The sequence below is a fragment of the Gordonia sp. 'Campus' genome, from assembly GCF_022206305.1.
Classification (GTDB): Bacteria; Actinomycetota; Actinomycetes; order Mycobacteriales; family Mycobacteriaceae; genus Gordonia.
The window spans coordinates 202038-225222 of the sequence record NZ_JAKOIW010000007.1; the positions used below are offsets into that span (position 1 = coordinate 202038).

At 67.2% G+C, this 23185-nt stretch carries 24 protein-coding genes; 20 read left to right on the forward strand and 4 right to left on the reverse strand.

Annotation, left to right across the window (positions count from 1 at the left end; translation table 11 throughout):
* Positions 1-25: 25 nt before the first annotated feature.
* From MAY35_RS10490 to MAY35_RS10530, 9 genes are all read left to right on the forward strand, one after another.
* Positions 26-892 carry an ABC transporter permease gene (locus MAY35_RS10490; RefSeq protein WP_238421241.1) on the forward strand — a complete coding sequence of 289 codons (867 nt, stop codon included), beginning with the start codon at positions 26-28 and terminating at the stop codon, positions 890-892.
* Positions 893-897: 5 nt separating this feature from the next.
* On the forward strand, positions 898-1989 hold the full coding sequence (locus MAY35_RS10495; RefSeq protein WP_238421242.1) for a glycine betaine ABC transporter substrate-binding protein: 1092 nt from the start codon (positions 898-900) through the stop codon (positions 1987-1989).
* Entirely contained in the window at positions 1970-2791 is an 822-nt protein-coding gene (locus MAY35_RS10500) for an ABC transporter ATP-binding protein (protein ID WP_238421243.1), read from the forward strand. Before MAY35_RS10495 ends, MAY35_RS10500 begins: the two co-directional genes overlap by 20 nt.
* Positions 2792-3052: 261 nt before the next feature.
* The gene (locus tag MAY35_RS10505; protein ID WP_238421244.1) at positions 3053-3955 is read left to right on the forward strand and encodes a TauD/TfdA family dioxygenase; all 903 of its coding nucleotides are present in this window, start codon (positions 3053-3055) and stop codon (positions 3953-3955) included.
* Between the two features lie 171 nt (positions 3956-4126).
* Entirely contained in the window at positions 4127-4522 is a 396-nt protein-coding gene (locus MAY35_RS10510) for a helix-turn-helix transcriptional regulator (RefSeq protein ID WP_238421245.1), read from the forward strand.
* Positions 4519-5013, forward strand: coding sequence for an SRPBCC domain-containing protein (locus MAY35_RS10515; protein ID WP_004020069.1), 495 nt, complete (start codon positions 4519-4521; stop codon positions 5011-5013). The genes MAY35_RS10510 and MAY35_RS10515 overlap by 4 nt, the downstream gene beginning before the upstream one ends.
* Before the next feature lie 10 nt (positions 5014-5023).
* A complete protein-coding gene (locus MAY35_RS10520) occupies positions 5024-5602 on the forward strand; it encodes a maleylpyruvate isomerase family mycothiol-dependent enzyme (RefSeq protein ID WP_238421246.1) in 579 nt (192 codons plus the stop codon).
* 43 nt (positions 5603-5645) lie between these two features.
* Positions 5646-7091 carry a sigma 54-interacting transcriptional regulator gene (locus tag MAY35_RS10525; protein ID WP_238421247.1) on the forward strand — a complete coding sequence of 482 codons (1446 nt, stop codon included), beginning with the start codon at positions 5646-5648 and terminating at the stop codon, positions 7089-7091.
* Between the two features lie 145 nt (positions 7092-7236).
* Positions 7237-9240, forward strand: coding sequence for a VWA domain-containing protein (locus MAY35_RS10530; protein WP_238421248.1), 2004 nt, complete (start codon positions 7237-7239; stop codon positions 9238-9240).
* 76 nt (positions 9241-9316) lie between these two features.
* On the opposite strand, the gene MAY35_RS10535 is transcribed toward MAY35_RS10530, so the two are convergent.
* The gene (locus MAY35_RS10535; RefSeq protein ID WP_238421249.1) at positions 9317-10027 is read right to left on the reverse strand and encodes a hypothetical protein; all 711 of its coding nucleotides are present in this window, start codon (positions 10025-10027) and stop codon (positions 9317-9319) included.
* Positions 10028-10250: 223 nt separating this feature from the next.
* On the opposite strand from MAY35_RS10535, the gene MAY35_RS10540 reads away from it, so the two are divergent.
* Positions 10251-10889, forward strand: coding sequence for a DUF1707 domain-containing protein (locus MAY35_RS10540; RefSeq protein ID WP_238421250.1), 639 nt, complete (start codon positions 10251-10253; stop codon positions 10887-10889).
* Positions 10890-10903: 14 nt separating this feature from the next.
* On the opposite strand, the gene MAY35_RS10545 is transcribed toward MAY35_RS10540, so the two are convergent.
* A complete protein-coding gene (locus MAY35_RS10545) occupies positions 10904-11839 on the reverse strand; it encodes an AEC family transporter (protein ID WP_238421251.1) in 936 nt (311 codons plus the stop codon).
* Between the two features lie 60 nt (positions 11840-11899).
* Here MAY35_RS10545 and MAY35_RS10550 point away from each other — a divergent pair, with 60 nt between their 5' ends.
* The 4 genes from MAY35_RS10550 to MAY35_RS10565 all read left to right on the forward strand — a co-directional run bounded on the left by MAY35_RS10550 (position 11900) and on the right by MAY35_RS10565 (position 14756).
* Positions 11900-12631 carry a DUF4190 domain-containing protein gene (locus MAY35_RS10550; protein WP_238421252.1) on the forward strand — a complete coding sequence of 244 codons (732 nt, stop codon included), beginning with the start codon at positions 11900-11902 and terminating at the stop codon, positions 12629-12631.
* 148 nt (positions 12632-12779) lie between these two features.
* Complete coding sequence (locus tag MAY35_RS10555; RefSeq protein ID WP_238421253.1) at positions 12780-13667, forward strand: DUF4190 domain-containing protein; 888 nt, start codon at positions 12780-12782, stop codon at positions 13665-13667.
* A 179-nt stretch (positions 13668-13846) separates the two neighbouring features.
* Entirely contained in the window at positions 13847-14020 is a 174-nt protein-coding gene (rpmF, locus tag MAY35_RS10560) for a 50S ribosomal protein L32 (protein ID WP_004020060.1), read from the forward strand.
* A gap of 127 nt (positions 14021-14147) precedes the next feature.
* Positions 14148-14756, forward strand: coding sequence for a trimeric intracellular cation channel family protein (locus MAY35_RS10565; protein WP_238421254.1), 609 nt, complete (start codon positions 14148-14150; stop codon positions 14754-14756).
* 43 nt (positions 14757-14799) lie between these two features.
* Here MAY35_RS10565 and MAY35_RS10570 read toward each other — a convergent pair whose 3' ends face one another.
* Together MAY35_RS10570 and MAY35_RS10575 are read right to left on the reverse strand one after the other, a co-directional pair.
* The gene (locus tag MAY35_RS10570; protein WP_308192450.1) at positions 14800-15684 is read right to left on the reverse strand and encodes a hypothetical protein; all 885 of its coding nucleotides are present in this window, start codon (positions 15682-15684) and stop codon (positions 14800-14802) included.
* A 205-nt stretch (positions 15685-15889) separates the two neighbouring features.
* Entirely contained in the window at positions 15890-16660 is a 771-nt protein-coding gene (locus MAY35_RS10575; protein ID WP_238421256.1) for an SDR family oxidoreductase, read from the reverse strand.
* Positions 16661-16852: 192 nt separating this feature from the next.
* Between MAY35_RS10575 and MAY35_RS10580 the strand changes: the two genes are divergently transcribed.
* The 6 genes from MAY35_RS10580 (at position 16853) to MAY35_RS10605 (ending at position 23122) form a co-directional block, all read left to right on the forward strand.
* Positions 16853-17776 (forward strand): diiron oxygenase, encoded by a 924-nt coding sequence (locus MAY35_RS10580; protein WP_238421257.1) that lies wholly within the window; start codon positions 16853-16855, stop codon positions 17774-17776.
* Positions 17776-19392, forward strand: a complete 1617-nt coding sequence (locus tag MAY35_RS10585) for an FAD-dependent oxidoreductase (protein ID WP_238421258.1) — start codon at positions 17776-17778, stop codon at positions 19390-19392. The genes MAY35_RS10580 and MAY35_RS10585 overlap by 1 nt, the downstream gene beginning before the upstream one ends.
* Before the next feature lie 82 nt (positions 19393-19474).
* Positions 19475-19828, forward strand: a complete 354-nt coding sequence (locus MAY35_RS10590) for a DUF2834 domain-containing protein (protein WP_238421259.1) — start codon at positions 19475-19477, stop codon at positions 19826-19828.
* A 107-nt stretch (positions 19829-19935) separates the two neighbouring features.
* Complete coding sequence (locus MAY35_RS10595; protein WP_238421260.1) at positions 19936-20283, forward strand: molybdopterin oxidoreductase; 348 nt, start codon at positions 19936-19938, stop codon at positions 20281-20283.
* Positions 20283-22802 (forward strand): nitrite reductase large subunit NirB, encoded by a 2520-nt coding sequence (gene nirB / locus MAY35_RS10600; protein WP_238421261.1) that lies wholly within the window; start codon positions 20283-20285, stop codon positions 22800-22802. Before MAY35_RS10595 ends, nirB begins: the two co-directional genes overlap by 1 nt.
* On the forward strand, positions 22799-23122 hold the full coding sequence (locus MAY35_RS10605) for a Rieske 2Fe-2S domain-containing protein (RefSeq protein ID WP_238421262.1): 324 nt from the start codon (positions 22799-22801) through the stop codon (positions 23120-23122). Before nirB ends, MAY35_RS10605 begins: the two co-directional genes overlap by 4 nt.
* Positions 23123-23185: the final 63 nt, after the last annotated feature.

A 23185-nucleotide genomic window follows, 5' to 3' on the forward strand; every position in this document is an offset into this window, starting at 1 on the left:
GGTTGGTGATGTCTAGACATGCACGGTGACCTTGTTTGTGGACATCACCCCGGAAGAGGCGGGTGGTGGGGCGGAGCGCACGTCGCCCAGCGGTTCTTCGCGCGTGCGATCACTGATGACCCGGGTGGGACTCCCGCTGCTGTCGGTGGTGGTGTTCGCTGCGGTGTGGCAGCTCGTTGCCGTGAGCGGGATCTGGAGCGAGACCTTCGTGCCGCGTCTCGGCACGGTGTGGCGGGCCTTCGTCGACATGTCCACCACGCACGACGGCGTCCGCGGTTACGCCGACTACTACTGGTGGGAACACCTGTACATGACGCTGCGCCGGGTCTTCGCCGGGGTGGCCATCGGTGTGATCCTCGGCGTCCTGCTCGGACTGGCGATGGGAACGGTGGTGTCGCTCCGGCGACTGCTCGAACCGTGGCTGACGTTCCTGCGCGCACTGCCGCCGCTGGCCTACTTCTTCCTGCTGGTCATCTGGCTCGGCATCGACGAAGCTCCCAAGATCACGCTGCTCGCCCTGGCCGCGCTGCCACCCGCGGCGGTGGCGACCACCGCCGCGGTCAGTGCCGCGCCGGTGGGTCTCATCGAGGCGGCCCGCGCGCTCGGTGCGTCACGGTCCGAGGTGATCCGCGACGTCGTCGTACCGTCGGCGCTGCCCGAGACCTTCACCGGTGTACGGCTTTCGGTCGGCATCGCCTACTCCTCGGTGGTCGCGGCCGAGCTGTTCAACGGCATTCCCGGAATCGGTGGCGTGGTCAAGGACGCCAGCAACTACAACAACACACCCGTCGTACTGGTCGGCATCATCGCCATCGGTCTGTCCGGACTGATCATCGACGGGCTCCTTCGAACAATCGAGCACCGAGTGGTGCCATGGCGCGGAAAGGTCTGAGGGACATGAGAATCACACGCAAGGGGACCGGCTCGAGCCGGCTCGGGCGATCGAACGGACTGCGCCGCTCGCGGTTCGGTGCGGTGCTCGGGGTGATCGCCGCGATCACGCTGGTACTCGCCGGGTGCTCGGTCGACAACTCCGGCGACGACAGCAAGCCGACGATCCGGCTCGCGTACCAGTCCTTCCCGAGCGGTGACCTGATCGTCAAGAACAACGGCTGGCTCGAAGAGGCCCTGCCGGACTACAACATCAAGTGGACCAAGTTCGACTCCGGTGCCGACATCAACACCGCCTTCGTCGCCAAGGAGGTCGACTTCGCCGCCATCGGCTCCAGTCCGGTGGCCCGCGGACTGTCCGCGCCCCTGAACATCCCGTACCAGGTGGCCTTCGTCCTCGATGTCGCGGGCGACAACGAGGCGCTCGTCGCGCGCAACGGAACCGGGATCGACACCGTCGCCGACCTCAAGGGCAAGCGGGTGGCGACGGCGTTCGCCTCCACCGCCCACTACAGCCTGCTCGCCGCGCTCAACCAGGCCGGCGTGAACCCGAAAGACGTGGACCTGATCGACCTGCAGCCGCAGGCCTCGCTGGCCGCCTGGCAACGGGGCGACATCGACGCGGTCTACACCTGGCTGCCCACGCTCGACGAATTGCGCCAGGACGGCAAGACTCTCATCGCCAGTCGACAGTTGGCCACCGCCGGCAAGCCCACGCTCGACCTCGGGGTGGTCTCCAGTGACTTCGCCACGGCGAACCCGGAGGTCGTGAACACCTGGCGTCAGGTCCAGGCCCGGGCGCTGACCCTCATCAAGGACGACCCGCAGGCCGCGGCCGACGCCATCGCCGCGCAGCTGGGCACGACCCCGGAGGATGCGGCCAACCAGCTGAAGCAGGGCACCTACCTCACCGTCGCGGAGCTCACGAGTCCGACGTGGCTGGGCACGCAGGGCAACCCGGGCAATCTGTCCGAGAATCTGCACAGCGCAGCGGTGTTCCTCGCCGAGCAGCAGCAGATCCCCGCGGCCCCGCCGATCGAGACCTTCCGCGAGGCCATCTACACAGAGGGATTGCCGGGTGTCCTCGAACAGCAGTAGCCAGATCATCGACACCGGACGCTCCGCGGGTGAGCGCGGTGCGATCCGCCTGCACAACGTGTCCCAGCGGTATGGGACGGGTGCGGACGCGGTGACCGCGGTCGGTCCGGTCGATCTCGACGTTCCGCCGGGGGAGTTCCTGGTGCTGGTGGGCGCATCCGGATGCGGCAAGTCCACCCTCCTGCGGCTGATCGCCGGGTTCGAGCCCGCGACGTCGGGCGAGGTGGTGGTCTCGGGCGGTGCCCCGGTGCCCGGGGTGTCCTCGGGTGTCGTGTTCCAGCAACCGCGTCTCTTCCCGTGGAAGACGGTGGGCGGCAACGTCGATCTCGCACTCAAGTATGCGAAGGTCCCGAAATCCGAACGGGCGGCACGACGTAACGAACTCCTCGAACGGGTCGGGTTGGACGACACCGCCCACCGGCGCATCTGGGAGATCTCCGGCGGGCAGCAGCAGCGCGTCGCGATCGCCCGCGCGCTGGCGGCCGAGACATCCCTGCTCCTGCTCGACGAACCGTTCGCCGCACTCGACGCCCTGACCCGCGAACGGCTGCAAGAGGATCTGCGCACGGTGAGCGCGGATTCGGGACGCACCAACGTCTTCGTCACCCACAGCGCCGACGAGGCGGCCTTCCTGGGTAGCCGGGTCGTCGTTCTCACGAAGCGTCCCGGACGTGTCGCGCTGGATCTCACCTCGACGTTGCCGCGCACCGGCGTCGAACCCGAGGAACTGCGGGGTTCGCCGGAGTACGCCGCGTTGCGCGCCGAGATCGGAGCCGCGGTGAAAGACGCCGCAGTGGCCTGAGGCCGGCCTTTTTCCTCACCGTGGGCTCAACCCTGTCCGGCGGCACGGCGGACGGATAGACAGTACGGGTGTCCATCACCACCGTTCCGCGCGCCACGAGGCCCGGTCGCTCATCGAGCGCTCCGGGGTCTCATGCCGGCCCGGTCGGCGGTGGGAAGTGCACTCTCCACTCGATGAACTGGGCGGACGGTTCCCATCACGGTTCGCCGCCGGCGCACCCCGCTCCCACCCTCGCCTTCCTCGACCCGGAGAACGATCACCATGACCACCGCACACCCCGTCGGCACCGCACACCGTTCTGACGTCGGAACCATCTCCAGCGGAGTCGAATTCGACATCGACGAATTCGGACCGAATTTCGGCGCCGAGATCCGCGGCGTCGACGTCGCATCCGCTTCCGATGCGCAGGTCGCCGCGCTTCGGCAGGCGCTGATCGACTACAAGGTCATCGTCCTGCGCGATCAGCACCTTGACGATGCGGCCCACATTCGATTCGGAAACCGACTGGGCGACCTCACCTTCGGGCACCCGGTGTGGAACAGCGGCGACGTTCCCGGTGAGGTCTACTCGCTCGACAGCGCCGACAACGGATTCGCCGACGTCTGGCACACCGACGTGACCTTCATGCCGCGTCCGCCGATGGGCTCGATCCTCCGCCCGGTGGTGTTGCCGCGCAACGGTGGTGACACCAACTGGGCGGATGCGGAGCTCGCCTACCGGTCGCTGTCGGAGCCGGTCCGCCGGATGATCGACGGACTCAGTGCGGTGCACGACGGGAACCGCGAATTCGGCTACTACCTCAAGCAGCGACGCAACGGCCGCGGCAACACCTGGGACGGCGAAGAGGTGACCGAACTCGTTCCCGTGACCCACCCGGTGGTGCGCATCCACCCGGAGACCGGACGGAAGTCGTTGTTCGTCAATCCTGGCTTCACTTCGCACATCGATGGTGTCTCCGAGGCGGAGAGCCGCGGCATCCTCGACCTGCTCTACGCGCATCTCACCAAGCCCGAGCACATCGTCCGGCACCGCTGGCGTCTGGGCGACCTCGTGCTGTGGGACAACCGGAACACGCTGCACTACGCGAACCGCGACTACGGCGATGCCCGCAGGGTGATGCATCGGATCACCCTGCGTGGCGAGGCGCCCATCGGGCCCGCCTGACCGCACCCACCCCCGACGACTCCCACCCTCGGCCCACCGGCCGGTGGTGGGAGTCGTCGTGTGTGGGGCCCTGAGTGCTCTCAGGCCCTGGGGCGGTTATTCAACCAGGGGGTTGACAACGCCCCTGGAGTGGCGCACGATCGTATTCAACCAAACGGTTGAGGAGTTCGAATGGCAGACGAGTTGTCCAAGGTGTTCGCCGCACTCGCGGACCCCACGCGGCGCGACATGGTCGCGCGGCTGGCGGTCTCGGATGCGACGGTCAGCCAGCTCGCCGAGCCGTACGACGTCAGCATCCAGGCCGTCTCCAAGCATCTGAAGGTGCTCGAGGACGCCGGCATGGTGACCCGCACCCGGGAGGCCCAAACCCGTCCGGTCCACCTGGAAGCCGAGGTGTTCGACCTCATGACCAAGTGGATCGAGCGGTATCGGAAGCGGGCGGAGGAGCGCTACCAGCGTCTCGATGCGCTGCTCGCCGAGATGAACGACGGCCCCGAGGCCGAGAATCCGACAGCGCCGGACCTCGAGGTCGAACAACCACTCCACAAGGAAGGAAAGGTGTCATGACCGCAACCCAGACCCGCTATCCCGAGGCCGCCATCGAAGCCGATCAGGAGGTGCCGCTGATCCGGATCACCCGCGACTTCCGTGGGACGCCCGCGCAGCTGATGAAGGCCCACACCGATCCCGAACTCTTCGTCCGGTGGGTCGGACCGGAGGCGATCAGCAGCCGGATCGTCGAGTGGGACGTCCGCGACGGCGGCAGTTGGAGTTATGTCTCCACCCACGAGGGGCAGGAGTTCGGCTTCCGCGGCTGCTTCCACACCGTCGGCGAGGACAAGATCGTCCAGACGTTCACGTTCCTCGGCATGCCCGACGCGGTGTCGCTGGAGACCCTGTGGTTCGAGGACCTCGGTGACGGCACGACGCGACTCCACGCCCAATCCCTTTGCGACAGTTTCGAAGCCCGCGACGGGTGGCTCGCCTCCGGCATGGAGGTCGGCGTCAACGAGGGCTACGCCGCCCTCGACCGCATGCTGTCGGACGGCACGGTCTGAGTCCCCGGACATGACCATCGCAGACTTGGACGCCGCTGCGCGCCACCGTGACGTCGCCGCCGGTTTCGCGGACGTCATCGCCGGCGTCACCGACTGGAACGCCCCGACGCCGGTCGACGGATGGGTGGCGCGCGACGTCGTCGCCCACCTCGTCGACTGGTTCACCGGGTTCCTCGCCGCCGGCGGCGTCGAGCTCCCGGCCGGACCGACAGTCGCCGACGACCCGGGCGGGGCGTGGTCGGCGCACGCGGCGGGGGTCCAGGCTCTTCTCGACGGGCCGTCGGCCGAGGACTCCTTCGCCCATCCGATGGCAGGTGAACACCGCCTCGCCGACGCGGTCGACCAGTTCTACACCGCCGACGTGTTCATGCACACCTGGGATCTCGCGCGATCGCAGGGAATGACACCCGACCTCGACGCGGCATTCGCGCGACGCCTCCTCGACGGCATGGCGTCCATCGACGAGATGTTGCGCAGTTCGGGCCAGTACGGCCCGAAGGTCGAGTTGCCCGACGACGCCGACGTGGTGAGCCGGCTGATGGGCTTCATCGGACGCGACCCGGCCTGGACACCCGCACCCGCCGGGTAGGCGACCCGCAACGGCGCAGACGCAGATCACAACTCGGAGTAGCGTGGATCAGGTGCCAGAGGACAACTTCACCACCCATGGTTCTCAATCGACCGAAACCCGCCACCCGTCGCCCCGGACCCTCGGCGAACTCCGTGCCAGCGGACACGTGCAGCGCAGCATCCGCGACGAGATCCGCAACAACCTGCTGTCCGCGCTCCGTGAGGGCCGCGACCCCTGGCCCGGCATCGTGGGCTTCGAGGCGACGGTCATCCCGCAACTCGAGCGTGCGCTGATCGCAGGCCACGACGTCGTGATGCTCGGCGAGCGCGGCCAGGGCAAGACACGCATCCTGCGCACGCTCGTCGGCCTCCTCGACGAGTGGACGCCGGTGATCGCGGGTTCGGAGCTGGGGGAGCACCCGTATGAGCCGATCACCCCGGGGTCGATCCGGAAGGCCGCGAACCTCCTCGACGACCTGCCGATCGAATGGCGTCACCGTTCCCAGCGATACAGCGAGAAGCTGGCGACGCCGGACACCTCGGTCGCCGACCTCGTGGGCGACATCGACCCGATGAAGGTCGCCGAAGGTCGAAGTCTCGGCGACCCGGAGACCATCCACTTCGGGCTCATCCCGCGTGCGCATCGCGGCATCGTCGCCATCAACGAGCTGCCCGACCTCGCCGAGCGCATCCAGGTGTCCATGCTCAACGTGATGGAGGAGCGCGACATCCAGGTCCGCGGTTACACGCTGCGCCTACCGCTCGACGTCCTCGTGATGGCGAGTGCCAACCCGGAGGACTACACCAACCGCGGTCGCATCATCACCCCACTCAAGGACCGTTTCGGCGCCGAGATCCGCACGCACTACCCGCTGGAGCTCGACGACGAGGTGTCGGTCATCGAGCAGGAAGCCGACCTCACCGCCAGCGTCCCGACGTTCATCACCGAGATCCTGGCGCGGTTCACCCGCTACGCCCGCGACCATCCCTCGATCGACCAGCGCTCGGGGGTCTCGGCGCGGTTCTCCATCGCCGGCGCCGAAACCGTTGCCGCGGCCGCACTTCACCGTGCCACCGTCACCGGTGAGGACCAGGCGGTCGCACGCGTCGTCGATCTCGAATCGGTGATCGAGGTGCTGCGCGGCAAGATCGAGTTCGAGTCCGGTGAAGAGGGTCGGGAGCTGGAGATCCTCGAACACCTGATGCGCAAGTCCATCGCCGACGCGGTGCGGGCGCATCTGGGCGGGATCGACATGGCGCCGCTGGTCTCTGCGCTCGAAGAGGGCGAACCGGTGGTGACCGGCGATCGCGTCCGCGCTGCCGACCTGCTGGGATCGATCCCGTCGCCCGACACCACCGCTGCGGTCCTCGACCAGATCGCCGACCGTCTGGACGCCGACAGCGACGGGGAGCGCGCCAGCGCCGTCGAGTTGGCCCTCGAGGGACTGTTCCTGGCCCGTCGCATCGGCAAAGAGGCCGACGAGACCGGACAGACGATCTACGGCTGAGCGGCACCCTTCGTGGCTCGCTTCGCTCGCACCTCAGGGACCAGGGGCTCGCTGCGAGAGCGAGAGTGCAGGAACTGCTCCCTGAGGTGCGAGGAGCGAAAGCGACGAGCCTCGAAGGGCGCCGCTAGGACAACGAGGAGAACACATGGCGCGCAAGAGCTTCCACCGATCGCGCTACCAGCGGTACACCGGCGGTCCCGACCCCTTGGCGCCGCCGGTCGACCTGCGTGAAGCGCTGGAGACGATCGGCGACGACGTGATGGCCGGCGCCTCGCCGCAGCGTGCGCTGCGCGAGTTGCTGCGTCGCGGCACGCCGAACATGCGGGGGCTCGACAAGCTGCGCGAGCAGATCAACCGCCGGCGGCAGGAGCTGCTGGAGAAGCGGAATCTGGACGGTACCTTCGCCGAGATCCGCGAGCTCCTCGATCGCGCCGTGCTCGAGGAACGCAAACAGCTCGGGCGTGATCTCGACGACGACGCCCGGTTCGCCGAGATGCAGATCGGCAGTCTTCCGCCGTCGACGGCGCAGGCCGTCGAAGAACTGTCGGAGTACAACTGGCGCAGTCCGCAGGCGCGAGAGGACTACGACAAGATCAAGGATATCCTCGGGCGGGAGTTGTTGGATCAACGATTCGCCGGGATGAAGGAGGCACTCGAGGGGGCCGGCGAGCAGGACCGGCAGCGAGTGTCGGAGATGCTGAAGGACCTCAACGATCTGCTCGAGTCGCACAACAGGGGCGAGGACACCGGTACGAAGTTCGACGAGTTCATGGACAAGCACGGGGAGTTCTTCCCCGAGAACCCGAGCAACACCGACGAACTCATCGACTCGCTCGCCCAGCGTGCCGCCGCTGCACAGCAGTTCTACAACTCGCTCACGCCTGAGCAGCGGGCCGAACTCGACCAGCTCGCCCAGCAGGCGTTCGGGTCCCCGGACCTCATGAGCCAACTCGCGCAGATGGATTCGCAACTGCGCGCGGCACGTCCCGGTCTCGATTGGGACAACGCGCAATCCTTCTCCGGAGACCAGCCGATGGGCCTGGGGGAGGGGGCGGCGGCACTGCGCGACATCTCCGAGCTCGAGGCATTGTCCGAACAGCTGTCCCAGCAGTACGCCGGCGCGCAGATGGACGACATCGACCTCGACGCGCTCGCCCGCCAATTGGGCGACGAGGCCGCGGTCGACGCGCGAATGCTCGCCGAGCTGGAGAAGGCGCTGTCCGAGGAGGGCTTCTTCGACCGGACCGAGGACGGCCGACTTCGTCTGAGCCCCAAAGCGATGCGACAACTCGGGCAGTCGATCTTCCGTGACATCGCCGAACAACTGTCGGGACGCCGAGGGGACCGCCAGACCCGGCGGACCGGACTGCTCGGTGAACCGACCGGCGCCTCGCGTGAGTGGGAGTTCGGGGACACCGACCCGTGGGATGTCACGCGGACGGTCTCGAATGCCGTGTTGCGCACGGTGTCCGAGACCACCGAGCCCACGCTGGCGACCTCGGAGATGGCGCGGTCGGGCGTGCGCATCGATGTCCGCGACGTCGAGGTGTCCGAGACCGAGAGCCGTACGCAGGCTGCGGTGGTGCTCCTCGTGGACACCTCGTTCTCGATGGAGATGGAGGGGCGGTGGACGCCCATGAAGCGCACCGCGATCGCCCTGAACCACCTGATCTCCACGCGCTTTCGCAGCGACGAACTGCATCTCATCGCGTTCGGGCGCTATGCGCGTTCGATCGACATCGCCGAGTTGACCGGACTGCAGCCCCGGATGGAGCAGGGGACCAACCTCCACCACGCGCTGCTGCTGGCCCAGCGTCATCTGCGGAGGTTCCCCAACGCGCAGCCGGTGGTCCTGGTGGTCACCGACGGAGAACCGACCGCTCATCTCGATCCCAGCGGAGAGCCGTTCTTCTTCTATCCGCCGCACCCGCAGACGATCGCGTTGACCGTCCGCGAACTCGACCACGTCGCCCGAATCGGCGCCCAGGTCACGTTCTTCCGGCTTGGCGAGGACCCGGGACTGGCCCACTTCATGGACCAGATCGCGCGCCGGATCGGTGGCCGGGTGGTCGCGCCCGACGTCGACGGCCTCGGTGCGGCCGTCGTCGGGGATTACCTGCGAGCGCGGAAGGGCCGCCGGCGCGGCTGACTGGCCGGTGCCAACCGGACCGAGTCTCGCGGGCAGCCTGTTTCCCAGGCGGGGTGGGGCTTCAGACGGTGGGTTGTCAGACGGTCCGCGGTTTACGGCCGGCGATGACCCACAGCACGATCCCCACCAGCGCGAGCAGCCCTCCCAGGCCGCCACCGAACACCGCGAGCAGCACTCCGCCGACGCCGCTGAAGATTCCGGACGCGTCGATCGACGCCACCACCGCCGGTGAATCGCACTGGAACGAATAGGTGCCCGACTCGACGACCTCGAAGGAATCGAATGATTCGACCCCGGAACCGTCGAAGGTGAACTCCGTCGAGGTGTTCGTCCCGGACTCAAGGGCGGCCGGGCCGGTGATCTCGCACGATGGCACACCGTTCGCCGCCGAACTGAACAGCTGGAACGTGTCGCCGGCGTCGTAGTATTGCTCGGCCGTCGGGTTGACCTCGAACGCCTTGTCGGCCTGATCCACGACGTCGCCGATGCCGGCCACCGCCAGCACGACGCCCACGGCCACCGACAGGACCAGGATCACGGCGCCGACGAGCGTGAGGATCTTGCCCCACCTCCGCATGCCTGATCGGTCCTTACGCGGCGGCGGAGCCGGCGGATAGCTGCCGAAGGACCCGGGTTGTCCGTACGCGGGTTGTTGCCCATATCCCGCGCCGGGCAGAGGGGCGCCGGACTGTTGTGGCTGCCCGTATGGCTGTTCGCCGTAGGGGAACCGGCCGTCTGACGGTCCCGCCGGGCCGCCGGACTGTCCTGGGTCGTAGGGCTGGCTCATGATCGTCTCCGATATCCCCGGCAGTTGATGGTGATGGCCCGACCGGTTCCGGCCGCACGGGTGGATTATGCCGCGCGCGTGGCTTCGCGGTGGCTCGGTTGCCCAGACCGTTCCCGAGTCGAGAGCGGCGATGGCGCCGGGCGGCGCGCGAGCGTCCTCGGGGTGGTTGTGGGGGAAAGATCAGGGTGGTCGCAACGGATCACGGCCACTAGGGTCGACAAGCGTGACACAACCCGGCGAGCTCCCGATGCCCGACGACCGTCGTTCCCGCCTCCGTGCCGCGGACGCGGACCGCGAACTGGTCCACGAGATCCTGTCCGCGGCGATGGCCCACGGCAGTCTCTCACCGGTCGAATACGAGGAACGCGCCGGAAAGGCGGTTCTGGCGAAGACTTTCGGTGATCTCGATGCGCTGACCGATGATCTTCCCGTGGCGCAGCTCGGCGTCGCGATGCCGGCGGCCAGCCTTTCGCCGGGTCCGCGGGTCACCGGGCGCAGCGCCGACGGAGCGGTGCGGCATCGGCTCGCGATCATGTCGGGCAGCGAACTGACGGGGACCGCCGTCGTCGCCGATCAGCTCACGGCCACCGCCATCATGGGGGGTGTCGAGATCGACCTCCGTGAGGTCGAGTTCACGGCCCCGGTGCTGACGGTGCAGTGCGTCGCGATCATGGGGGGCGTCGAGATCAAGGTGCCCGAAGGTGTCTCGGTCGAGATCGGCGGACTGGGCATCATGGGCGGCTTCAGTGGCAAGTCGCAGAAGTCGCCGCGCCCGGGCGCCCCGGTGGTGCGGGTGACGGGCCTGGCGCTGATGGGCGGCGTCGACGTGAAACTCGTTGCCCGCGATCAACCCGACGCGTGATCGGGTGACTCGGCTCAGGCGAGGAGCAGTGCGATCACCATGATCGTCGGGATCGAGGTCAACGTCGTCAGTAATGCGGTGTCCCGTGCCAGGATCTGCCCCCGCCGGTACCGCGTCGCGTAGACGAGAACGTTTTGGGCCGTGGGCAGCGCCGCGATGACCACCTGGGCGAAGAGCGCGTCCCCTTCCTCGCCGAAACCCCAACGGGCGATGGTGTAGACGGTCATCGGCATCACAACCATCTTCAAGACGGTGGCCAGTGCAATGTCGCGGCGCGGACTCTCCCCCTTCTTGAACACCGCCACACCGGTCAGGGACAGACCGAAGGCAAGCAGGGCGGCCGGGACCGAGGCGTCGCCGAGCATCTTGAGCGGCGACATGACCGCGGCAGGCGGGGTCCACCCGGTCAGCGACACCGCCAGGCCCGCGAGGCCGCCGACGACGATCGGATTGGTGATGGGCGCGACCAGTGAATCGCGGATCAGGGACCGCCCGGCCTCACGGTCCAGTGCGGTGAGATCCAGCGCCAGCAATGCGATGGGGGAGTAGATGAGGATCTGGAACAGCAGAAGCGGCGCGATGAACGACGCGTCGTCGAGTACGAAGATCGCGATCGGCAGGCCGAGGTTGACGCTGTTGACATACGACGCGGAGAGTCCGCCGATGACCAGTTCTGGGGTCTGACGACGCAGCCAGAGCTTCGCGACGACGACGTAGACCGCGCCCATCAGGAAGGCGCTCCCACCCGCTATCAGCAGCGTCGACGAGAAGATCACCGCCAGATCGGAGGTGACCATGGAGTGGAACAACAAGGCGGGTGTGAAGACGAAGAACACCAGACGGGACAGCACCTCGTGGGCATGCTCGCCGATGACATGCGTCCGGCCGAGGACATAACCCACCCCGACTACAATGAAGATCACCGTGAACCCGGAGATGACGCCAGACACCGCTCGAGTTTAGTCGTTAGGGTGAAGAACGGATTTGTCGGATCGAGATGGGGGTTGTGCGTGAGTTATCCACCGGGACAAGGTTCGGGCCACGGTCAGGACGACTGGGGGACGGTGCCGAGCTCTGGACCGTCGGAGGGCTCCGGTCCCAACCTGAGCAAAGGTGACCAGGGTCAGGCTCATCAGTCTCCCGAATACGCACCCACCGAGTTCGGCCAGACGTACCAGCCGAATCCGTCGCAGAACCCGTATGAGCAGAACCAGTACGGCCAAAATCAGTACGGCCAAAATCAGTACGGGCAGAATCCCTACGGCCAGAACGCCTACGGCTCACCGTCGTCGGACCCCTACGGACAGCCACCCGGAGCGTCGTACGGGCAGTACACCGATCCGTATCAGGCGGGACAGGCGCCCGCGTACGGAACCGCTGGGTACGGGTCGCAGAACGCTTATGGCGCAGCCCCTTACGGTGGTGGCTATGGGTACGGTGCGCCGCAGCAGAAGAGCACCAACGGCAAGGCGATCGGGGCGTTGATCTCCGGAATCGTCGGCCTGGTGATGCTCGCCGCGTGCTTCCTCATCTCGTTTCCGGTGGGCATCGCAGCCGTCGTACTGGGTGTCATGTCCCGCCGCGAGGTCGAACAATCGGGCGGTACGCAGACCGGCTCGGGTATGGGCCTGGCCGGGATCATCACCGGAGCATTGAGCATCGTCGGCGCGCTCGTGTGGGTTGTCCTGTTCATCATCCTCATCGCGGCGGGCAACTCGACCGATTCCGTTTACTACTACTGAACGAATCTCGGGTCCTTTCGGGACCGTGATCGTCGACTTCGGCCGAGTTCGGGGTGCTTTCTCTCTAGTCTGTGCGTGATGTATAGCCATGCGCTGTGTACGCACGATCGTCGCGCCGGCCCAGCGGGCGCCCGGTGAAAGGCACCTGATGACGAACTCGCCCGACGGCGGGGATCCGCGAGATCCGTCCGCCGCACCCCGGCCGGACGCCGAGCCCCATGCGCAGTCCTCGGCCGATCCGCAGTCCGCGGCGTGGGAGCCCACCCGAAAAGCATCGGTGACCGAGCCGGAGACGGGTTCGGTCCCGGTGTCCTCGGCCCCGGGCGTCGTTCCGGAGGGCACCGAGGTCCCCGACTCGCACAGCCCCGCCGACGACGTCACCCGTGTGATCCGCACCGGCGGCGCACCATCGGGTGGAACCGACGGTGGGCCGGTGCATCCCCCGGCGGGCGCTCCTCCGCCGGCGGGTCCGGCGCCGTCGGGCTACGGTTCCACTCGCGTGATCTCGACGCGCCCGCCCGCCGGGCCACCCCCGCAAGTCGGACGTCCCCTCGCCGGTCCGCGTCCCCAGCCAGGGCAGCCCGGTCGTTATCCGCCCGGCCCCGCCCGGCCTCCGGGCTACGGACCGCCGCCCGGTCACGGGCAGCCCGGGGCGTCGATGCAGGGGCAAGCCGCACGGCACCCCTACAGCCAACCTTCGCCGGGCCCGTCATCCGCACCGGACGTGCGGCCGCAGGACGGGCCGTTGCAGGACGGGCAGCTGCAGGACGGGGCCGGAAGGTCCACCAACACTCTCGCCGTCGTCGCGCTGGTCGCGTCGCTGCTGGGCCTGGTGTGCAGTGGCGTCGGCGGGCTCGTCGGACTGGTGCTCGGTGTCGTCGCCCGCAAGCAGATCGCGGCGTCCGACGGCACCCAGACCGGCGACGGTGTCGCCCTCACCGCGGTCATCATCGGCGCGTTCGTCGCGATCGTGTGGATCGCATACTGGCTGGTCGTCGTGCTGACCGAGGCCCGCACACCGTGGGACTACTTCTGACATCGCAGCGGGCCGGCTGGGCGATGGAGCCCATTTTGGAGCTGGGCGTCCTCGCCAGGTAGTCTGGTCGGGTTGTGTGCCGCGCCCGCGCGGGCAGAGGGGCGCACTGATGAGGCCGATCCAGTGACGACATGCGTCACCAGCGGCCACGCAGACCACAGTAGGAGAAGGGCTCAACCATGGCTGTACCGAAGCGCCGGATGTCGCGGGCGAACACCCGTAGCCGTCGATCGCAGTGGAAGGCGGAAAACCCCGCACTGCAAGAGGAGAAGGTGAACGGCGTTCCCGTGCGGATTCCGCGTCGGCTCGTCAAGGCGGCTCGCGCCGGCCTCATCGATCTGGATCGTCGCTAGTCTCGTCCGGTAGCCGTTCCGGCACCGCACCGTCTCACCGATGACCGCCCCCGGGATCGTCCGGGGGCGGTCATTCGTGTGCGGAAGTGCCCGGGACGGCGCGCAGTGTCCTGAGTGAGGTGTTCTCGTGCTGCTCGAGGTGCTGAACTTCGCGGGTATCGCGGTCTTCGCCGCGTCGGGTGCCACGTTGGGGGTCCGCAAGGACTTCGACATCTGGGGCATCATCACCGTCGGAGTGCTCACCGGCGTCGGTGGCGGAGTGATCCGTGATGTGCTGCTCGGCATCAATCCGCCCGCCTCGATAGACGGGTGGGGTCCGGTCGTCACCGCGACCGCCGCGTCTGTCGTGGTGTTCTTCTTCCACCCGGCCTTCACCGCGCTGCACCGCTCGATCCTGGTTCTGGACGCGTTCGGGATGGGTCTCTTCGCCGCGACCGGTGCCGGGATCGCGATCGACGTCGGCGCCAGTCCCTTCGCGGCGACCACCGTCGGACTCCTCACCGCGGTCGGCGGTGGTGTCCTGCGCGACGTGATCTCGAACGAGATCCCCCTGCTGCTTCAGCCCTCCGACCTGTACGCCGTACCCGCGGTCCTCGGCGCCGCAGTGGTCGCGGTGGGAGCCACTTACACGTCTGCCCCGGGATGGGTGTGGCTCGTCGTCGGGTCGGTGCTCGCCACCGGGCTCCGGCTCGCGAGCCTGCGTTTCGCGCTGCGCCTCCCGACGGCGCGCCGCTGACCCCGCTCGCAAACCCACCACCGTTGGACAGGTCCACCACCGATCACCCGGTGGCTTTGTCCATTAGGGGTGGGTTTGCGAAGGGCGGTGCGCCGGCGATGCGAAGAGCGTCGGTGAGCAGGGCGGCGAACGCGGCCTTGTCCTGAAGGTCCCGCCACGTCCATCGGACGACGGTGTACCCCAACGCCCGCAGCTTGTCTTCACGGGCTTTCTCTTCCACGACCGTCTGCCAGGCGGGTTTGTCGCCGCCGAGGGCGCCGCTGTACTTGACCATCCCGTCGAACTCGCCGATGACTGTGCCGGCGAGAAGGAAATCGACCCGGGCGGTGAACGAGTCGTCGCCGATGGTCACCTGCTGGCGGGGGATCGGAATCCCGGGGATCTCGAACATCACTGCACGGCTGAGGGATTCGCCCACGCTCTCGGAGAGCTTGCTCGCCATCGGCAGCATTCGACGTAACGTCTCCACGCCCTTGAACCGTTTGCTCGACTCCAGGATCTTCGCCAGCCGGTCAGGGTCGGCCCCGGCGGCGAGCGCGGAATCGAGCACGACAAGCGCTTGGCGGCTGGTGCCGAGCCGGGCGACGTCGCACGCGGTGCGCTCGACCGAGGTGACACACACCCCGTCGACGACCATGACGTCCTCCGAGGCGACGACGGCCTGGTGTCTCATCACGCGAGCGGACCGTTTGCCGACCTTCGGCGACGTGACGTGAACCCGGGCGACGTCGGGACTCAGCATCGGGAGTCCGTGGATCGCTGCGGCCGACACGTGACTGAAGATCCGGCCGGGCTCGCCGGCGGCGGCCGCCGCCAACACGGTGAGACGGTGCTGCTCGATCCGGGCGAGTCCGGCGACCAGCTCACGATCGGCCATCGCCCCGGGCCACAACCGGGTGAGTTGCCGGGCGTCGACGCGTCGCTGCAACTGTTTGTCGGTGCTGTCGGTTCGAACTGCGTCAGAGCGTCGAACAAGGCCGTGCTGATCGGTCGCGAGGTCCATGAGTCTTGGACGCACCCGGGGCGTCGCCGGTGCCACCCATAGACAAACCCACCGCCGATGGACAGCTCCTCCACCTCGACGGTGGTGGATGTGTCCATCGGTGGTGGGTTTGTCCCGGGGGCGCGGGCGGCTACTGAGCGATGTACTTGTTGACGGTCCGGTTCAGGAAGTTGGGGATGAACTTGGCGGCATTCTGTAGGAACAGGGTCTGGGCGCCGACGGAGTAGCTCGTGCGGTGCAGCAGCTTGTCCTGGCGCGTGGGGTGCACCGACTCCCAGATCTTCTCGGCGACCTGCTCCGGGGTGATGCGGATGCCGAGCGTCTTGGTGGACTTGGCGCCACCGGTGGCCAGTGCGGTTTTCGCCCACAGCGGCCAGATGCTGACGACGCGGATGTCGTCGTGCTCCCATTCCAACTCGAGCGCCTCGGTGAGGCCGGCGACGAAGAACTTGGTCGCGGAGTACACGGCGATGCCGGGCTGGCCGTAGATGGCCGACGCCGATCCGATGTTCACCAGGTGCGCGCCCGGCGTCTTCTTCAAGTAGGGGTAGGCGGCCTGGGCGCCGAGGGCGACGCCGAGGGCGTCGATGTCGATCTGACGCTTGATCTGATCCGGCGTGATGTGGTCGATCTGGCCCTCGTGGAGGATGCCGGCGTTGTTGTCGAGCACGTCGAGGGTGCCGCCGGTGTGCGAGGTGAACTCGGCGAGGGCGTCGGCCCACTGATCGGGCTCGCGGACGTCGATGGTGCCGGTGATGAAGTCGGGATGGTCTGCCTTCACCTTCGCCAGGGCGTCCGGGTCGACGTCGTAGACGCCGACCGTCCATCCTTCGCGTCCGAACCGCTCCGCGGTGGCGAGACCGATACCGGCGGCCCCACCGGTGATGAAGATGGAAGGCATGCGAACTCCTGTCGATGAACGGGTACTGCATTGACGGCGCTGACCTGCGGCGATCGTGTCCGATGTCGAACTTACCGGTGAGTATATTCGCTGATTCGTTTACTCCGTCACCAGGCGGTGCTATCTTGACAACACGCATTGTCATTACATCGATCATTGTCACGATCGACGACGACCGGAAGCGAGTTCTCCATGACCGCCGCGATGGAACGATCAGAGAATGTCATCAGTCTGCGTGACCAGGGCACCGAAGAGGTGTCGGCACGCTTGCTGGCGTCGGCTGCCCGGCTCTCGCGCAACGCGATGACCGAGATCGACTGGTCCAAGCCGATGGACCCCACCAAGTACGGCTGCAGCCCGGAATGGTCCTCGCTGTACGGCACCGCGTACTGGGACGAGCTCACCGAGGAGCAGCGCATCTCGGTCACGCGCCACGAGTTCGCGTCGATCATGAACATCGGGATCTGGTTCGAGATGATCCTGCAGGAGATGGTGATCCGCGATCAGTACCTCGGGGACTACCACGGTTCGGAATTCCAGTTCGCCCTCACCGAGGTCGCCGACGAGTGCCGGCATTCGCTCATGTTCGCGAAGGCCTCGGAGAAGATGGTCGGTGCGTCCTACCATCCGTCGAAGAAGGTCTCCCGGCTGGGCAAGATCTTCATGCAGACCGCCAAGAACGAGGTCGCATACGCGGGAATCCTTGTCGCCGAAGAAGTCCTGGACGTCTTCCAACGCGGATGCATGCGTGACGACCGGGTTCTCGACTTCATCCGCACCGTCAACGAGATCCACGTCCTCGAGGAATCGCGGCACATGAAGTTCGCGCGGGAAGAGGTCCGCGACTCGCTGCAGGGCGTCAGCTGGGCGCGCCGCCAGTTCAGTGCCCTCTCCGTGGCGATCGGGGCCTACTTCATCGTCACGAGTCTGGTGCAGCCCAAGGCCTTCGCCGACGCCGGGCTCGACGTCGACCGAGCCGTCCGCGAGATGCGCGGCAACTCGCACTTCCACTCGATGATCCGCAGTAGCTGCGCCCACCTCATGGAGTTCCTCGACGAGGTCGGCCTGCTCACCAAGCCCGCCATGCGTTACTACCGGAAAGCGCACATGCTCTGATGTTCGTCATCACCCAATCATGTTGCAGCGACGCGGCATGCGTCTCGGTGTGCCCGGTGAACTGCATCCACCCCACACCCGAGGAACGCGGTTTCGGCAGCTCCGACATCCTGCACATCGACCCTGAGGCGTGCATCGACTGCGGTGCCTGTGCCGACGCCTGCCCCGTCGACGCGATCTACCCCGCGGACAAGCTCGGTACCCGCGACAAGGTGTTCATCGACATCAACGCCGACTTCTACAAGAACAATCCGGACGTGAAGTCGGGTTGGGCTCCGGTGGACGAGGAGTCCGGATCCACGGTCAACTACCCGGACGTCCCGAAACTGCCTGCAGGACTGCGGGTCGCGTTGGTGGGAACGGGACCGTCGGGCGGCTACGCGCTGCGGACACTGCTCGACCGCACCGAGGCGCAGGTCACCGTCATCGACAAGCTGCCGACGCCGGGCGGGCTCGTCCGGGCCGGCGTCGCACCGGACCATCCCGGAACCAAGGGGGTCCTGCGTGGCTTCGACCTCCTGTACCGCGATCCGCGCGTGACGATGATGACCAACGTGACCGTCGGGGACGGCCCCGGCGAGATCACGCCCGCCGAGCTCGCCGAGCACTTCGACGCCGTGTTCTACGCGGTCGGCGCGAGCGAGTCACGGCGCCTGGGCATCCCGGGTGAGGACCTGCCCGGATCGACATCCGCCACCGACCTCGTGGCCTGGTACAACGGTGTGCCCGGCGTCGATGCGGGACCGCCCCTCCGTCGGGGGACGACCGATGATCCGGCCACGGGTCGCGCGGTCGTCGTCGGAACGGGCAACGTCGCGCTCGACGTCGCACGAATTCTCGTGTCGCCACCGGATCTGCTCGCGACGACCGACATCGCCGACCGGGCGCTGGACATCCTGCGCGAGCAGAATGTCCACGAGGTCGTGTTGCTGGGTCGCCGGGATCAGGCCTCGGCCGCCTACACCGCAGCCGAATACCGTGCGCTGTCGGAGATCCCGGGCGTCGACGTCGAGGTCATCGACGGCCTCGACGACGAGGTGCCGTCCTTCGCGGAACCGGCCGACCCGGCACGGCGTCGAATCGTCTTTCTCTTCCACAGCTCACCGGAAGAGATCACGGGCGACCCGCAGGTCGCGTCGATCACGGTCCGTACCGGCGAGGGACGCCACCACATCGCGACCGACCTGGTCGTCCGGTCGATCGGCTACCGGTCGACGCCTATCCCCGGGGTGATGTTCGACGACCAGCGCGGGGTCTTCGGCAACGTCGACGGCCGGTTGGTCGACGAGACGGGCGGCATCGTCCCGGGCGGATACGTACTGGGATGGGCGAAGCGCGGCCCCAGTGGCGGAATCGGCGCGAACAAGATGTGCGCGACCAGTACCGTCGAGGACTTCATCGACGACGTCGCAGCCGGGCGACTCAAGCGCACCGAGCGTGAGCCGGGCGCCTTCGGCGCACTTGTGCGCAAGCGCGTCCGGACGGTCATCGGATACCGAGGCATGCGCGCCATCGACCGTCAGGAACGTCGTCGGGGTCTCGAGCAGGGCCGCCCGCGGGTGAAGTTCACGCAGATGGCGGAGATGGTCGGCGCAGCGGGGTGGCGCCGGACCTGAGGTCCACCGTCGGCGCGGAGTCCCGCCGCGCCGGCGCTCGACCGTGGCACGATCGGGGTTCCGGCATGTCGAGGGAGGCACGATGACGACGACCGATACCGACCAGAAGTGGCGCGAGCGATCGTTGTTCGTGGTCTTCGTGGCTGCTCTGGTGAGCCAGAACGCCATCGCGATTCCCTACGTACGGAGAAACGGTCCCGAGTCGGTGAAGGACTTCTTCGTCGGCGACATCCTGAAGACGACGCCAGGCCGGTTTGCGATGGTGGACCTCACCTTCGTCGTCATCGGATTTCACCTGTGGGCCTTCGCCGAAGCCCGCCGACTCCGCATCCTGCCGTGGTGGGCCGCCTCGGTGGTTTTGACCTTCGGGGTGGGTATCGCGACTGCGATCCCGTTCTTCTTCCTCGCGCGGGAGCGGGCGCTCGGCTCGCGATAGTCCTAATGCCCGCGCTCTCCTCGGCGAGCGGGCCCGGTGAGAACCAGACAACGCCGCCGTAACACCGCGGCAAGTCGCATTTCATGCGCCTCGCGGATAGTGGCCGCATGTCGAGCACTCCACATTTCCTGCAGGGTGTCTACGCTTTCGCCGGCACGGGGCTGACCAGGCCGGGGCCGATCGATGCTTCACTGACCTTCGTGGTCCCGTCGGGAATGACGGCTCAGCCGTTGTATTTTCGCGGCGGCAACAGCTCCGATGAACTGATCTGCGTCACCCTGGTGCGCGACGGGTCGCCGATGCGGATGTTCCCGATGGGCGCGCGGTCGTCGGTGAACGTGCCGCTGCGTGTCGTCGAGGACGTGGATCCCGACTCGAGGCTGGAACTGGTTCTCGCTGCACCCGAAGGGGCCAGTGGTGAGGTCGTGGTCGACTTCGGGCTGGTCGTGTTCTGATGCGCGACGACAAGTCGGCGGAGCACGGCGACAGATCTCGGGAGAAGCGTCGGCTCGTCGTCGTGGGCAACGGTATGGCCGGTGCGCGAACCGTCGAGGAGATCATCTCCCGGGGCGGTGGCGACCAGTTCGACATCACCATGATCGGCGACGAACCGTATGGCAACTACAACCGGATCATGCTCAGCCACGTGCTCGCCGGGGAGAGCAGCGTCGACGACGACGACCTCATGCTCAATCCGATGGCGTGGTACCGCGAGAACGACGTCACGCTGTACTCCGGCGACCGTGCCGAGTCGATCGACAGGTTCGCCAAGACCGTCACCTGCGCAAGCGGTCGCATCATCGCGTTCGACGTCCTGATCATCGCCACCGGGTCGCACACCTTCTTCCCGAACATGGACGGATTGCGTGAACCCGACGGCAAACTCGCGCGCGGGGTGTTCGGTTTCCGCACCATCGAGGACACCAACGGCATGCTGCAGATGGCGACGTCGCGAGATCACGTGCGAGCGGTCGTCATCGGGGGTGGCCTACTCGGACTCGAGGCCGCGTACGGCTTACAGACGCAGGGCGTCAGCGTCGATGTCGTCCACTCGCCCGGGCACCTGATGAACCAGCAACTCGACGAGCGTGGTGGGCGCGTGCTGCGCAACAAGATCGAGTCGCTCGGCGTGGGTGTACACACCGGCAAGAGGACCACCTCGGTACTGCGGAACGAGAGCGGGGCCATCACGGGAGTCGGTTTCACCGACGGCGATTCGCTGCCCGCCGACATGATCGTGGTCACCGCGGGTATCCGGCCGAACGTCGAGATCGCCCGCGGTGCCGGGCTGGTCGTCGAACGCGGGATCGTCGTCGACGACCAGATGCGCTGCGAAGACGAGGCTTTCATCTACTCGGTCGGGGAGTGCGCGCAGCACCGCAGTGAGGTGTACGGGCTGGTGGCGCCGCTGTGGGAACAGGCTGTGGTGCTGGCCGACGTTCTGACGGGTGCGAATCCGCAGGCCGAATACCATGGTTCGCGGTTGACGACGAAACTCAAGGTCGCCGGTGTCGACGTCGCCGCGATGGGCGTCAAGGGCCCCGAGCGCGACGACGACGAGTTCGTCCAGTTCTACGAACCGCGCAACGGCGTCTACAAGAGCGTGGTGGTGCGGGACAACAAGCTCATCGGCGCGATGCTGCTCGGGGACATCTCGAAGGTCAGCTTCCTCACCCAGGCGTTCGACGACAAGGTCCCACTGCCCGACGAACGTATCTCCATGCTGTTCGACCTCGGCACGCCCAGCGCCGAGACCGGTGCCGCCGAACTCGCCGACGACGTCCAGGTGTGCAACTGCAACGGCGTCACCAAGGGCGACATCGTGAGCTGTGTGGCGTCGGGGTGCACCAGCGTCGGGGAGGTGTGCGCGAAGACGCGCGCGGGCAAGGGATGTGGGTCGTGCAAGGGTCTCGTCGCCGACATCGTGGAGTTCGCCGCGGGAGACTCACTGACCACGGACGCATCCGCCGAGTGGTACGTCCCGTCGATTCCGCTGACCAAACCCGAACTCATCGATGCCATCCGCCGCCAAGATCTGCGGTCGGTCAGTGAGGTGTTCGCCGAACTCGCACCCGGGGGCGAGGACGCGACCGCGAAAATGCCGGTGGCGTCGCTGCTGCGGATCATCTGGGGATCGGACTGGAAGCGCGAACCCGGTGCTCTGTTCGTGAACGATCGTGTGCATGCGAACATCCAGCGGGACGGGACCTTCTCGGTGGTGCCCCAGATGAAAGGCGGCGTCACCTCACCCGGCCAGCTCCGCAAGATCGCCGACGTCGCCGAGAAGTACTCGATCCCGATGATCAAGGCGACCGGCGGGCAGCGACTCGACCTGTTGGGCGTCAAGAAGGAAGACCTGCCCAAGGTGTGGGAGGACCTCGGCATGCCGTCGGGTTACGCCTACGGCAAGAGTTTCCGGACCGTCAAAACCTGTGTGGGCACCGACTATTGCCGGTTCGGACTCGGCGACTCCACCCAGCTCGGCATCGACATCGAGACGCGGTACCAGGGCCTCGAGTCACCCGCGAAACTCAAACTGGCCGTGACAGGTTGCCCGCGGAACTGCGCGGAGGCCCTGTGCAAGGACTTCGGCGTGGTGGCGATCGGTGACGGCAAGTGGGAGATCTACGTCGGTGGCGCTGCCGGCGCACACATTCGCAAGGGAGACGTGTTGGCGACCGTGGACTCACCTGCCGAGGTGATCCGATTGTGCGGCATCTTCATCCAGTTCTACCGCGAACGGGGCAGGTGGCTCGAGCGGACCTACGACTTCGTGCCGCGGATCGGTATCGAAGAACTCCGGGCAATCGTCGTCGACGACCGTGACGGGTTGGTGGCCGGCCTGCAGGAACGGATCGACGAGGCGGTGGAAGCCTACGTCGATCCGTGGCTCGACCGCGCCGCACCGAAGTCGCCCGCACAGTTCACCTCCGCGCTGCCGCTGCTTCCGCTGCCACAGGTGCCGGTGCGATGACGAGCGTGTCGGCCGACCCGGGCGTCGTGATCGGACTCGTCGAGGACCTGCACATCGGCGAGAGCCGGGCATACGCGGTGCACGGCAGGCAGATCGCCGTGTTCCGCCTCACCGACGGCACGCTGCGCGCCACGGACGCGGTGTGTCCACACCGCGGCGGACCGCTGGCCGACGGCCAGTTCGATCTCTCAAAGGTCGTCTGCCCGCTGCACCAGTACGCTTTCGGGTTCGCCGACGGAGGGTGCACCTCCGAGGACGTCGGCGGCGTCGGTGTGCACCGCGTCGAGGAACGAGGCGGCGAGATCGTTCTCTGGCTCTAGGGTCGCGCCCGCTCGGACAAACCCACCACCGATGGACACATCCACACTCGCTCGGGGGGTGGA